10 protein-coding genes are annotated in these 13,923 nt (G+C 47.7%); 6 read left to right on the top strand and 4 right to left on the bottom strand.

The window, feature by feature from the left end:
• Window positions 1-189: 189 nt before the first annotated feature.
• The 3 genes from AC3WT9_RS06175 to AC3WT9_RS06165 are packed head-to-tail and all read left to right on the top strand — an operon-like array spanning window position 190 to window position 4,170.
• Window positions 190-642, top strand: a complete 453-nt coding sequence (locus tag AC3WT9_RS06175) for a hypothetical protein (protein ID WP_341378537.1) — start codon at window positions 190-192, stop codon at window positions 640-642.
• On the top strand, window positions 639-2,411 hold the full coding sequence (locus tag AC3WT9_RS06170) for an ABC transporter ATP-binding protein (protein WP_341093036.1): 1,773 nt from the start codon (window positions 639-641) through the stop codon (window positions 2,409-2,411). The genes AC3WT9_RS06175 and AC3WT9_RS06170 overlap by 4 nt, the downstream gene beginning before the upstream one ends.
• The gene (locus tag AC3WT9_RS06165) at window positions 2,356-4,170 is read left to right on the top strand and encodes an ABC transporter ATP-binding protein (protein WP_341378539.1); all 1,815 of its coding nucleotides are present in this window, start codon (window positions 2,356-2,358) and stop codon (window positions 4,168-4,170) included. The genes AC3WT9_RS06170 and AC3WT9_RS06165 overlap by 56 nt, the downstream gene beginning before the upstream one ends.
• Before the next feature lie 75 nt (window positions 4,171-4,245).
• On the opposite strand, the gene AC3WT9_RS06160 is transcribed toward AC3WT9_RS06165, so the two are convergent.
• Together AC3WT9_RS06160 and lacZ are read right to left on the bottom strand one after the other, a co-directional pair.
• Entirely contained in the window at window positions 4,246-4,818 is a 573-nt protein-coding gene (locus AC3WT9_RS06160) for an acetylglutamate kinase (protein WP_492407578.1), read from the bottom strand.
• Between the two features lie 218 nt (window positions 4,819-5,036).
• Window positions 5,037-8,150: a beta-galactosidase, LacZ type gene (gene lacZ / locus AC3WT9_RS06155; protein WP_492407497.1), complete on the bottom strand. Its 3,114-nt coding sequence runs from the start codon at window positions 8,148-8,150 to the stop codon at window positions 5,037-5,039.
• 165 nt (window positions 8,151-8,315) lie between these two features.
• On the opposite strand from lacZ, the gene AC3WT9_RS06150 reads away from it, so the two are divergent.
• On the top strand, window positions 8,316-9,137 hold the full coding sequence (locus AC3WT9_RS06150; RefSeq protein ID WP_341093040.1) for an AraC family transcriptional regulator: 822 nt from the start codon (window positions 8,316-8,318) through the stop codon (window positions 9,135-9,137).
• Window positions 9,138-9,221: 84 nt separating this feature from the next.
• Here AC3WT9_RS06150 and AC3WT9_RS06145 read toward each other — a convergent pair whose 3' ends face one another.
• Together AC3WT9_RS06145 and AC3WT9_RS06140 are read right to left on the bottom strand one after the other, a co-directional pair.
• Window positions 9,222-9,812 carry a P-loop nucleotide/nucleoside kinase family protein gene (locus AC3WT9_RS06145; protein ID WP_341378542.1) on the bottom strand — a complete coding sequence of 197 codons (591 nt, stop codon included), beginning with the start codon at window positions 9,810-9,812 and terminating at the stop codon, window positions 9,222-9,224.
• 139 nt (window positions 9,813-9,951) lie between these two features.
• Entirely contained in the window at window positions 9,952-10,749 is a 798-nt protein-coding gene (locus AC3WT9_RS06140; RefSeq protein ID WP_341093042.1) for a YheC/YheD family protein, read from the bottom strand.
• A 197-nt stretch (window positions 10,750-10,946) separates the two neighbouring features.
• Between AC3WT9_RS06140 and AC3WT9_RS06135 the strand changes: the two genes are divergently transcribed.
• Together AC3WT9_RS06135 and AC3WT9_RS06130 are read left to right on the top strand one after the other, a co-directional pair.
• Window positions 10,947-13,076, top strand: coding sequence for a PEP/pyruvate-binding domain-containing protein (locus AC3WT9_RS06135; RefSeq protein ID WP_492407496.1), 2,130 nt, complete (start codon window positions 10,947-10,949; stop codon window positions 13,074-13,076).
• Between the two features lie 13 nt (window positions 13,077-13,089).
• Window positions 13,090-13,683, top strand: a complete 594-nt coding sequence (locus tag AC3WT9_RS06130; RefSeq protein WP_492407495.1) for a hypothetical protein — start codon at window positions 13,090-13,092, stop codon at window positions 13,681-13,683.
• The last annotated feature ends 240 nt before the right edge of the window (window positions 13,684-13,923 follow it).

Below are 13,923 nucleotides of genomic sequence, written 5' to 3'. Positions count from 1 at the left end.
TATGAAGATCCCCATTTTATTGCTCAAGGGCGATAGAACGGGGATTTTTAGGTTGAAGCAACCAAATCTACCGAGTCCACAAGGCTCTCACAGAATTATAACTATCAAAAATGATTGTCAAGCATTACACTAATATATGGATTTAGGCCACAATTTTCTCATTATATCAATTAAATTGGAAGGTGGATTATGCATAAACGGCTATGGAAGCTCTATACATTCACGTTTATCAAAACGCCAATTGCGGCACTCTTCATTATTGTCGGATTGGCTATGGGGATGTATCTTCTGATGAACAGCATTCGTATCCAGAGCTATTGGGCGGTTACTGGTGCTCATGTGGAGAAGGGGGAGTCAACGTTAATTACTGTGCAGGGGAACAATAATTATACTCAGCTGCATATGCAAGACAAGATTACCTGGTACATAAAGGAAAGTGGAGATCGTTACGAAGGAACCGTTCTAAATATTGATTCATCAACAGATGCAGACAGGCTTGATATTGAAGTGACTGCTTCAGATTGGACACGGGCCAAGAAGGAGTCCGATACGGAGTCTGCTGAACCGCCCGTTTATGTTGAGCTTCCCCAGGGCCAAAAAACTGTATTCGCCAAGCTGTTTAAGAAAGGAGCGGTGGAATGAACCGTTCGATGCGCAGCCAGCTGCAGACTCTCTGGCCGATTATCCGCATTTATAAATGGAGTTTTATCAATCTGTTTATTTGTATCCTGGTAACCTCCGTAATCGGTATGTTATATCCCTTTATCTTTGGATTGCTGGTGGATGAGGTTTTCTATCACCGGAATCTTCAATTCTTAATCTTTATTGTCATCGGTTATGGGATGATCTTTTTGTCCGAGCAGCTGCTGCATACCGTTCTAAACAGTGTGTGGTCGTATCTGGTTACTAGATTTTCATTCGATATCCGGAAGAAGCTGTATGACAAGCTGATGTCGTTGCGGCCTGCCTTTTTCACCCGGAGTAAATCCGGTGAACTTATGGCAGTCATCAACCGCGATGCTGACGAAGTCATGAATCTGATTCATTGGAATATTTTTTACCTGACGGCCAACAGCATCCGGATGGTGACGGCAATTGCTTTTGTAATGGTTGCCAATGTGTATTTGGGTTTATTGATGCTTGTTGTAATTCCGGTCGTTGTGTTTACCATCATGAGCTTCAGCCGGGCAATGAAATCCCGGCTCACCAATCAGCGTGAACAGTACGGCCAGTTCATGAGCTGGTGTGTCGAGATGCTGGCGGGGCTGCGCGATGTGCGGCTGCTTGGTGCCGGGAAATACAGCACGCGAGTTTTTGTGAGTCATTTAATTAAATATATGCGTCTCAAGAATCAATCCAGCCGGATCGATTTCATTTCGGAACGAGCCGTCAGTCTAATCACCCTGGGCTCTGATCTGACCTTATACATAACTGCCAGCTTCATGATCGTAAACGGCCACTTAACGATTGGCGCATTTATTGCCATTATTGAATATTTCTCCAAGGGCAGCGGGCTGCTGAAAAATATGAGCGGAGCCAACAGCCGGATCCAGCAGAACAAGGTTTCGATTGAGCGCGTGTTCCAGCTGCTGCAAGAGGAGGAAGAGGATCAGAATCCGGGCGGACCGAAGATTGTGGTAACGAAGGGCTTGATTGAATTTAAGGATGTTTTGTTTGGTTACCGCCCGGAAACACCTGTGCTGCAAAATGTGAATCTGCGGATAGAAGGCGGGCAAACGGTAGCCATTGTAGGAAAAAGCGGCGGGGGCAAAAGCACGCTTATTTCACTGCTGCTCGGATTATACAAGCCTTCCGGGGGAGACATCCTCATTGACGGCACCTCCATTCTTGACTGTGATTTGAAATCGCTGCGCAAGGCTGTCAGCGTTTCTTTTCAAGAGCCCTTTCTCTTTGAAGGGACCGTTCGGGAGAATCTGCTATGGGGAAGCTCATTCCGGACTGACAATGAATTATGGGATGCTTGTGAGCAAGCATTTATTGCCGAATATGTGCGTGAGCTTCCGCAGGGACTGCATACAACCATAGGGGGAAGTTCAGGTATCTTCATGTCCGGAGGACAAAAACAGCGGATTGCACTCGCCCGGACGTTTCTGAAGCAGCAGCCCATCTTTGTTTTTGACGAGGCCACTTCTGCACTGGACGGGGAAGCGGAGAAGGTCATCAAATCCAGCTGGGGAAATCTTGGTGAACACACAACTACGATAATTATTGCGCATCGGCTTTCAACAATTATCACCGCAGATAAGGTGGCGGTCCTCGATCATGGACACATCGTCGGCTTCGATCATCACCGCAAGCTGCTTGCGGAGAGTGCCGTGTATCGTCAGCTTTTTTATGAGCAATATTCGGAAAGCGGGGCGGGGACAGCGGATGAACAAGTCTTTTCATAATATCAGAATCAGGTTGCAGTGGGTCCTTGCGTTTAAAGCTCAATGGGTGGACCAACGTAAGGAATGGCTGTCCCTTATCGTCTTTAAGGTGCTGCTGCTTGCTCTGGGGATGATCACGCCATTGTTGTTCAAGCTGCTCGTGGATGAGGTAATGGTCGGCCAGCACCTTAGTAAGCTATGGTATGTCTGCGGGGGCTACGCCGCAATTTATATTGCGGAAACAGTTGTTCTTGGGAGACAAACGGCAATCGGGAACAAGCTTTCCAACAGGCTGACCTTCGCCGTACGTCTTGAGGTATGGAGCAGTTATATGCGTTTGCCGTTCAGGAAATATGAACAGATGAATACGGGAGATCTGAAAGCCCGAATGGATCAGGATGTAGAGTCCGTAAATCGTTTGTTCAAGGTTCAGGCGCTGGAATACGCTTATAGCTGTGCAATGATACTGGCCGGTGCAGGGCTGATGATCTGGTTCAGCTGGAAGCTTGCTTTATTCGGTCTGCTGATGGTTCCGGTCTCCTTCTGGATCACCAGGAAACTTGGCAAAGGTGCCCGGAAAGCTGCTGAAACCAACCGGAATATCTATGGGCAGTATGAAGGCTGGCTGCAGACCGCCATTCAGGGCTGGCGTGAGATCAAAGCCAATCATATGGAGAAGCGGATGTCGCTGAAATTTACCGAGTATTGGCATGCCATCAGTAAATCATTTTTCCAGCAGCATATGTATTGGTTCGGAAACCGCGCGCTTCAAGCCTTCAAGGATTTTTTCATTACGCGGATGAACCTGTATTTCATCGGAGGGCTGCTCATCCTGCACGGCGAGATGACGATCGGAAGCCTGTTAGTGTTCATGAAGTATTATGAGCAAATGTTCACGCAGCTCGGCATCATCAATGATCTTGATATGAAATTTACTGCCGAACTGCCGGGTCTGGAGAAAGTGCAGGCTATTCTGGAAGAAGCGCCTGTCAAGCGCAGTAGAACCAGCACAACCAGTTCAAAGGAAGCTAATCAAGCTAAATCGGATATCCTAAGCTTCAACAATGTATCTTTCAAATACAGTGATATGACGAAGATGGTTCTGCGAGAGGTATCCTTTGATATCGAAGCCGGAGCAAAAGTAGCAATCGTAGGCAGAAGCGGTTCGGGGAAAAGTACTATTGTGAAGCTATTGTTAGGGATGTACGAACCTGAGCAGGGGAACATCCAAATCTCAGGCAAAGAGCTTCGTGATGTGGATGAAACGGTGCTGCACCGGACCCTTGGCGTAGTGATGCAGGACCCGGCCATATTCAATATGTCGATACAGGACAATGTAAGGCTTGCCCGGCCGAAGGCAACAGTAGAAGAGATACGGACTGCCTGCCGTCTGGCAAATATGGACGAATTCATCACGAAGCTGCCGCAGAATTATGACACGGTTATCGGTGAAAAAGGTGTCCAGCTCTCCGGCGGACAGAAGCAGCGGTTGGCTATGGCACGAGTTCTACTATCGAAAGCAGAGATCATCCTATTGGATGAAGCGACCTCTATGCTGGACCATGAATCCGAGACCGAGATTAACCGCACGCTTGATAATCTATCTGGCGAGCGGACGATGATTATCGTCGCACACCGCCTTTCCTCTGTGATACGGGCAGACCAGATTATTCTGCTTGAAGACGGATGTATTGCGGACCGTGGAAGCCACAGCGAATTATGGAGCCGCAACGTGCTGTATCGGACTCTTTTTCAGTATAATATGCAAGAGTCTGTATAACCAAGAAGCCCTCTGGTTTCCGCTTTGAAGCGAGCATTGAGGGCTTTTGTTAGGCTTAAAAAGCTATAATCCGGTTTATACCATCTGCGGGAATTGGATGAGTATAGCATTGCTTATCATATCCGCCATCATCAACGCTTCACGCTCGATACGGTCATACAGCTGGACACTCATCTTGTAGTCCTTGTTCAACATCGATACTGCTTCTGCTTTAACCAAAGCCAGGTGCGAATAGAACATTTGCCTGAACGCCTCTTTTGGAAAATATGGATTAATACGGGCAAGGAATTCAACAATTTGATCCGCATTGGCAACCCATTTTTTCTCTGCGGCGGCAACTGCGTTAGTATCACCTGCTTTCGCAGCCTTGACAAGATCAGCGGCGATTAACAAGTGTTCCTTGATAAGATTGGCATAAGCATTAGCTATACTCTCCCCGTAAAAGGGCTTAAGCGCGTTCCCCATATCCGTCGGATTCTGCAGAAGGCGCGCCAGTACCACATCGGTATCGGGCAATCCGAAAACAAGGCTAGTGATAGCCATTCGTGTCCAAGCCACATGCTGCTCCCATAATAAGCGCATATGGTTTTTGAATTCAATCTGAGCTTTGGTCAGGCTGATCACCTGTCCTGCATTTGCAGGAGCCATATTGGGCCATGCGTAAGACGTTCTATTTGCGGAGGGGCCAAAGCCCCCATAAGAATACATACAATCTAACCTCCCCTGAATACTTATATCCCCATAGTATGGGGATTCCGCCCATGTGTTCACAAACGGCTGCAAGAGAAGGTGGTTTTTACGTTTTTCCTAAACCAACAAACGAGATTCCGCTAAGCGGATATCTCGTTTGTTGGTGCAACAGTAGATTAAATTCGAGCGAGCGTGAAGCGGAAGCTGTACGGCCGGTTTGCAGGCAGAGTGAACTGTTCATGCGTCGGTGCACCCCAGCTGTCGTCCCCGCCGACACCCATTTGCCTGTAATTGACCCTCAGCACGGTTTTATCCGAAGCCGGCAATTTATAGACGTGATCGCTGGCTTCCAGTTCTTCTGGTTTCCAAGGGAGTACGTTGATTTCCAGCGAGGTTGCATTTTCGATATGGATCCCTGATCCACCGCTGCCTTCTGTAACTGAAGCATATCTGACACCTGTCTTGTTCCCGCATTCCTGCGGCTTGAGGTAAGGAGTGAACTGTTCACTGACTTTGCCGCTAAAGCGTCCCAGACGGGCTCCAGTTTGCCGGTCCCAATAGTTCTCATGTGGTCCGCGTCCGTACCATGACACAGTGTCCAGGCTTCCATCCAGCACAAACAGCATTCCGAACTCTGGGATTTCCGGCAGCGAGCTGCTGCCCGGGTTCAGTTCCTGCGAAATCTCCACAGATCCGTCAGGACGGATTTCATAGGTGACCAGTAGAGTGGACACTGGATTTGTGGGCAGCAAGTAGGTTGCCGATACGAAACAAAGATTCTCTTGAGTCCGGGTAGTAAATTGAACAAGGCTACGTTCATAGGAAGCCTTTCTCCAGACTGCGGAACGTTCCTGCAGATGGTTGCCAAGATCATTATCGGTGACGGCTCTCCAGAAATTCGGTCTTGCAGGCTCAATTAGGCGTTCTTTGCCCAAGACTTGATAAGAGAACAAATCTCCGGTTGCCGTATTGAAAGAAAATGAAAAGTCAGCTCCTGCAATGATCAATGCTTCCTCTTGCTCAGTGATGTGAAGGGGATCTCCTGCTGGAGCGGGAAGACTTCCTGCAACTCTTGGAACTAGAATGAACTGTTCCCATGCAACCTCATGGTTGGCACCTGCCCATGCTGCTGCAGCAGGTTGAATGAAGGACAAGGTCAGCACTGCTTCTTTATCATTGGTTATGGAACTAAGCTCATACGGAATGATACAATCGACAGTCTCCCCCGGTGCAGCGGCAATCCGCAGAGAGCCCTCTTGCGAAGTTACGCCTTCCAATTCAATCTTCCAATGTAAATCATATTCTTCGATATCCGTAAATAAGAAGTTATTGCGGATTTGATAAAGACCTTTCTGAAGATCCTGGGCGGTGACTTTTATATTCTGATAGCATTTTTTGACCTCAAGCAGCTTAGGAGTTACAGTCCGGTCCGCAAACAGCAGGCCGTTGCCGCTAAAGTTCCCGTCATGTGGGGATTCACCGAAATCGCCGCCGTACGCCAGATATTCAATCCCCTCTGGAGTTGTAGTACGGATGGCCTGATCCACCCAGTCCCAGATGAATGCGCCTTGGAACACATCATATTTGTCGAACATATCGGTGTAGAGATGCAGTCCGCCGCAGGAATTGCCCATAGCATGGCTGTATTCACAGAGGATATAAGGCTTCTGCGGATTGTTTGTCGCATATTGTTCAACGCCGGCAGGCTTAATGTACATCGTAGACTCGATATCGCTCGCCGCTTCCGAAGGTCTGTAATGAAAAATACCTTCATAATGAACAGGACGGGTAGGATCGGCTGCCCGCAGATAGTCATGCATGGCAATAAAATTATCGCCGCCAAAGGACTCATTACCGAGTGACCAGATGATAACGGATGGATGATTTTTGTCCCGTTGCATCATGGAATTACAGCGGTCGATGACATTGGCGCGCCATTCCGGCTTGCTCGCGGGAACATTCCCCTCATGCAGCTCTTGTTGTCCATATTGCCAGCTGCCGTGTGTCTCCAGATTGGTTTCGTCGATTACATAGAGACCGTATTCGTCACACAACTCATACCAAACTGACTGATTGGGATAATGAGAGGTCCGTACCGCATTAATGTTATGGGATTTCATCAGATGAATATCGCGGATCATATCCTCTACAGACAATGCGCGCCCAGTGTCACAAGAGAACTCATGCCGGTTAGTGCCTTTCAGTACGATCCGTTTCCCGTTAATCTTCATTAAGCCGTCTCTAATCTCGAAGGAGCGGAAGCCAACCTTTGTGCTGACCGCCTCTTGAACGGCCTCCTGACCATCCACTAGCGAGATCACCAGGGTGTAAAGATATGGTTTCTCCGCACTCCATTTATGAGGCTGAGCTACAGGTGCCGACAGTTTAAGCTGCTGCAAATCTCCTTCCTGAAAAGATACTGCAGCAGCAACCGGAGCAGCCCAGACCCCTTGGCCATTGTTGTCATAAAGCTGCATTTGCAGCGAGTATTCTCCAGCTTTGCGGCTAAAGTAATCTTCCACTTTGATGTCCACGTTCAGTTCCGCATGCAGAAACTCGTTGTCCAGATCGGTCCGGGCCCAAAAGTCGGCAACACGTACGGGAGGTGCGGTATACAAATAAACGTCGCGGAAAATGCCGCTAAGCCGCCAGAAATCCTGATCTTCCAGCCAGCTCGCATCACACCAGCGGTACACCTCAACGGCCAGCTTATTCTCTCCTGCTTGCAGATAAGCTGTAATATCGAAGTCCGACGGGGTAAAGGTATCTTCACCATAGCCGACCAGTTCTCCGTTCACCCATACATAAAAAGCAGACTCCACACCTTGGAAGCTGAGGAATACAGGCTGGCCGTCCCAAGCTTGCGGTACATCAAATGTACGTACATAGGAACCTACAGGATTATATAAAGTAGGGGCAAAAGGGGGCTTCAAATCCGGTTCTGACTCTGCCCAAGGATACCGCACATTGGTATATTGAGGGTAATCATAGCCCTGAAATTGCCAATGGGAAGGAACAGGAATATCCGCCCAACTGCTGTTGTCATAATCTGATTTATAGAAATCCTTGCTGCGTTTCTCAGGAGTTTCGGCAAAGGCGAATTTCCAAGTGCCGTTCAACGATTGATAACGGGAGGAGGATTGTTTATTTCCTTGGAGTGCTTGCTCAGCAGTCGGGAAAGACATCATCGAAGCATGCGCTTCCATTCGGTTCAATTGAAAAATCTCCGGATTGTTATTCCATTCGGGATATCTGTTGGCAGGTGGCTGATAGACTAGCTTCTTACGCACTTTAACATCTCCTTATATTGTTATATTCATATTATAGAATGAGAAAGGCTCAAGGTATATATAATGATATTCTTATCAAATAACACAATATGAAACTAAATTGGGCTTTCTTTCGCTAGAAATGAAGGCTAATATAGAAGCAACAATTAGGAACGGAGAATCCTCGTGAAAAGCAAAATGATTTTTTGCCAGACTGATGAGACGATGCTGCTGCCCTTATATGCCACAACCATCGGATATTGGGAGCATCAGGCCGAAACTTTGCGTCCGGCTGGTTTTCCGGATTATCAGATGCATCAGGTGCTTGAAGGCAAAGGTGAACTAAATATTAATGACAAAAGTTACATCGTAGGCCCCGGGGATGTGTTTTTTCTATATCCTGAAATTCCGCATTTCTATACTCCGGTTAGCAGAGAATGGAAGCTGGCGTGGATTTCATTTAGCGGCAGAGAAGCTGCCCAGATGCTGATGTACGCGGGAATACGCGAGTCTGGACCCGGGAGATTAAGGGACGAAGCACTTTTGGAGCCTTTGCGGGAGATGCTTCTTTTGTCTAATGAACATCCGCTTGAAGATGATCTGGAATGCTCCAAGCTGCTGTACGCATTGCTGCTGGATCTGAAACGCAAGCTGCTGCCTTCTTCCAATGAGGAAGATGAAATGGAACGGATTAAGCCCGTCCTGCGGCATATAGAACTCCATCTGCACCGGCCGCTGCAGTTAAAAGAACTGGCAGAAGTAGCAGCGGTATCGCCGCAGTATTTGTGCCGGCTGTTTCAGCACACGGTTCATGAGCGGCCGGTAACGTACATTAATAAACAGCGGATTAACCGGAGCAAGCAATTAATGTTTAACGTTCGCGGTAAAAAAATCTACGAAATTGCCCGGGATGTCGGTTTTGAGAATGCCAGCTACTTTTGTGCAGTGTTTAAACGGATGACAGGGATGAAGCCTGAGGATTTTAAACGATTGCATGGTTTGGATTAAAGGTGAATACAGGGGGGATATAAGCGGACCTTTCATGAATACTACATTACAAAAAAAGGCAGCCCACGGCTGCCTTTCGTCTGCTCATTGTGCTGCATAAATAAAATGCTCAACTGTCCTTACTGTATCTTCGATCTCCGGATTTGAGTTGTCGATCATTGCGACATTCGACGCGGGCAGCGGCCACGCGACAGTGCGGCTGCCAAGCGAAGAGCGGAATTCCTGCCAATGCTGAAATTTCCAGTCATCCAAAGACGAGTGCCTGCCTTGAATACGTTCCCGGTACAAATCCTCGTTGGCCAGTCCGACCAGGACAACCTTGACCTCAACCTCGGGCAACGTAAGACCGATCCGGGACAGCTCATTGCTAATCCAGTCTGGGTCGGCGGCTTCCTTAGTAAAGGGTCCAACCACGAATACATCGCTATTCAGGCCGATATTATCAAGCGCGGCGTCCATCGTAATGCGGTAACCGAGGTCGCGGCAAAGTCTTTTATATTCTGCCGAATCTCTGTCTGTCGGGTCCAGTCCATGCATGGTCATAATGGCGTCTGCCGCCGGCCGCAGCAGAATGTCCATATCGAAGAAGGCGGCTTTGCGGCGCGAGGCTACAGCTTTGGCCAGCGTCGTTTTGCCCGCACCTGCCGGTCCCAGAAAAAACACCAGTTTATTCATCCATCTGCTCTCCTCAAATCCCGATTCATTTCACACCTTAACCAGTATATCCTATCATTTTTTGCAATCCAAAAAAAGGTTGAACAGAGCCAAAGAGGGCGCTCAAGTTCAACCTTTTTTATACCCGGTAGTGTTCACCTTATTTGACAACTTTCTTGCCAGAATTCAATAATTTATGCCACTTTTTAAGGTAGATCACTCTGCGGAACATCGTTTTATCCTTCAATTGATTAAAGATATAAGCATCCGGCCGGGTATTTACCTCAATAATCCATGGCTTCAAAGCAGAATCCAATCCAATATCCAGGCCTATTTCCTTAAATCCGCTATGGTTTTTATGGAATTCTTTTGCCACCTGATCTCCTAAAGCTTTTAATCCTTTGATATAGTCTTTTTTCTTGTCTCCTTGCAGGTAAGGGCTAAGCAGCGTTTCCAGAGGAAGCGGTTTTCCGCTATTGTGGAAATTCGTAACGATTTTCTTGGGATGTGCCATTCGCCCGATATATCCGGTACATTCCCAATGGTTCGTGCTGTTCATTTGCGTCATAATGCGCACATCAAAGATACGATTTTGATAAGTAAGCAGATTTATTCCTTGCTGAACCAAATATTCACGCTTTAATTTACTGCTGCCGAGCGAAGTGAACAGAGCGCCGTAAGTTTTAAAATAACGGGGAGTCTCGCCTACGTGATAGGCATATTTATGTTCACTATACTTTATTACTTTGATTACACCATTTCCTCCGGTTCCTTTGACAGGCTTTACATATACCATCTTATGCTTGTTAAGCATGGACTGCAGGGCTTCATACGAATAGATCCGGCTATCGGGCACGAATTGGCGGAGCCGTGAATGATTAAGCAGCATTTTTGTTTTGGACCATTTGCTTGCAATGGTAATTGGTTTTTTGGTGGTCGCGGCTTTCTTGGACAGCATCAGCAGGTCACCTCGTTCTAATAGTGGAAGTATAGCTTTACACGCTTATTGCCTGTCTTACGGGAATGGATCATTCCGCAGCCTTCAGCACATAGGATATCGTATGTAAGTCATCGGTCATCAACCACAGGCAAAAAGACGGGGGGATGCGCGGAAGTTTCATGTATAATTAAGTTTAATAAAAGGAGGATTGCGACTTGGAGTTATCATTGAAATCTCTGGGTTTAAAAGTAGCGGAAGTTGGCAACAAAGCCTTGAATTTGTCCAAGCTAATAAACGAACAATTCAGCGTGCCCGATGGTGTAGTGCTTTCCCAAACTTATTTCGCATGTTCGGAAGCTGAACTGCAGCAGAAGTTGAATCGACTGTCTGAGCGTCTGGAGAGAATGCTTCCTTCCGCTGACGGCTGGGCCGTCCGATCCACGGCAATCGATGAAGACGGCGGAACGAAGTCCATGGCTGGTCAATACAAGACCGTAATTATTCAACATTCCTCTCAGCTGCCGGCTGCAGTTGCTGAAGTGCATGAGGGGTCAATTCCTGTGATCATTCAGACATTTATTGAACCGGATTATTCTGGTGTTCTGTTTTCCTGCAACCCGCTTACGGGAGAATCCGAAATAATCATTGAACTTGTAGAAGGAAGAGGAGAAGCACTAGTGGGCGGGGACGCCAATCCAATGGTCCATTACCGGGAAGGCAGATGGAGCGATTCCAGCCCACTGTTTGAACAGCTCCTGCTGCATATGGAACCATGGATTATGAAAGCAAAAGAGCTAATGCGGCAGCAGGTGGATATGGAGTTTTGCATCAAGAACAAATCGCTTTACTGGCTTCAGGTTCGTCCTGTAACAACCGGAGTCCATACCGATTCGTGGGACTACGATTTTGCACATATCCCTGACTCCTTCCTTGAAGAGGACTGGTTTCTTCTTGATCAGTGCACGGAACCCGTTACTCCGTTAGTAAAGAAGTTGGATCCGGGCAATTATTTTCAAATGCCTTATTGGGATATACGGTTCGTTCAGCATTACCCTTACATCAGTATGAAAAAGAACGTTGGTGCCGCTGCGCCTTCACAACCGGACGACGGGACAAGCATGCTGCTTACATGGCAGGCGCTTAGAAACAGATACGAGCCGATCTTCGATCAACAGCTGAACGAAAATATTACGCAAGCCTCACTTGAGGACTTATGGGAGAAGACAGCTGTTCGGGTAGAGATCAACCGGTCTTATGTGAGAGAGTATTTGAACCGGGACTGGTTCATGGCACGACGCATCATTGGGAAGGAGCTGGAACAGCTCGTCAGCCGCTATGCTGGAGAGAATGCAGACGTACCGCTTTTATTGTCCTCGCTGATTGGAGAAGTGAACACGATCACGTATCAAAAAACGTTGCAGCTTAACCAGTTGGTAAACTCTGCGCGGAAATATCCTGACTTTGGAGAACTGTGCAACAAGGTTAGTAGCAGTGAACCTCATCCATGGGCAGACCAATTCGCTGCTTTCATTTCCCAGTACGGCTACGAGCTTCCGCATCCCTTGGGACTGCACCTGAAGACCCTGGCCGAGAGTCCGGAAACGTTGTTGTCCAGAATCACTGCTGAACTCCATACCCGTAAGGTATCTCGTGAGGAGAAAGGTCCGGAGAGCTGGGAAGAGGCTGCTGCCAGGATTGGGCAACGGATGGAGCATGACGAGAAAGAAGATGACGATTATTTGCTCCAGAAAGGTGCATCCTCTATTAGAAGAATCTTGCTCGAAATCGCTCAGCGATTAGTAGACTGCGGCAAAATAGAAAGCAGGGAGTCTATATTTTTCCTCTATCCCGATGAAATATATGAACTGATCTCTGGTTCCCGCCAAAGTGTGGAAGAATCGGAACTCCTTCAACGGGAAAAAAGCTTTGCCGCCGCAGTAGCAATTAACCCTCCATTACTTCTGAAGCCCGGAAATGCGCGCAAGGTGTCCGAAGACCAAAAACTGCAGGGGGTAGCTGTGGCGCAAGGATGCAGAAGTGGAAAGGTCTTTAAATTAATGAATCCGCTAGACCGGGAAAGCTACAACCAGATTCCGGAGAATGCGGTCATCGTAGCTCCAATCCTGACGCCCAATCTGACTTATGCGATCTTGGCCTGTGCAGCTATCGTAACTGAAGTGGGCGGTTTCTTATCGCACGGAGCTATTTTTGCCCGGGAGATGGGCATTCCGGCGATTGTTCAGGTAGAGGCTGCGACAAGTCTTCTCCAGAATGGTGATGAAGTACAAGTAGATGCAAAACGGGGAGTAATTGAAATACTGAAGCGAAACTCAAATCCATCATAGGAAGTGATCTTTCATGAAGCTGCCAGTCTTGAACCAAGGTCTTGCTGAACAAATCCAGCAGTCAGAAATTGCCTATCTAACCTCAAGAATTAACTCCATCCGCGAACGCGAAGGTAACCCGGAGGGTGTTGAGATTGTCCGTTTCGGCCACACCACTGGTTTCTATATCAGGACCATGCCATGGAGCCTGTTTAATTCCGTTAAGGGGATCTCTGATCAGGACGTGGACAAGCTGGGGGAGATCATCCGATTTTATGCTGCCAAAGACAGAGCTTTCCAGATCGATGTGGATCCTGTTCACTGTAGCTCCAAGCTTTTTAAAGGGTTAGCCGATCATGGACTTTACCAGAGTGGTTTTCATGCTGTACTGTATGGACTGCCGCGTCAAACGCCGTCTGAACTTCCATCCAAGATAACAATTGTCGAAATTGATAACGTAAATTCTTTTGACACTTATGCAGAAATCCATTGCCTGGCTTCCGGCATGGCGTTGTCCGATAAGTTTCATTTCGTGAATAATAACATAGGATTGCTGAATAGGCCGGGGTGGAAGCTTTTCGCAGGTTATTGGGAGGGCTTCCGGCAGGAGTGGCTGCGATGCATATAAACGGCGATATCGCCTCCTGCACACTCGCCGCAACAATTCCGGAATACAGAAACAGGGGGATCCAGACTGCATTATTGCACAAAAGGATGCATGAAGCCCACTTGGCAGGTTGTCAGCTCATAACGGCTCAGGCGGGTTTTGGTTCTACAAGCCAGAACAATATGGAACGGGCCGGGTTTCAACTGGCTTGGACAAGAGCAGTTTGGATACGCATGGCATAGCTACCATTAAAATTAACTG

The sequence above is a fragment of the Paenibacillus sp. EB106-06-01-XG199 genome (genome assembly GCF_058791575.1).
Note: the sequence above shows the minus strand (reverse complement) of the source record. Positions and strands in the feature narration are given on the sequence as shown.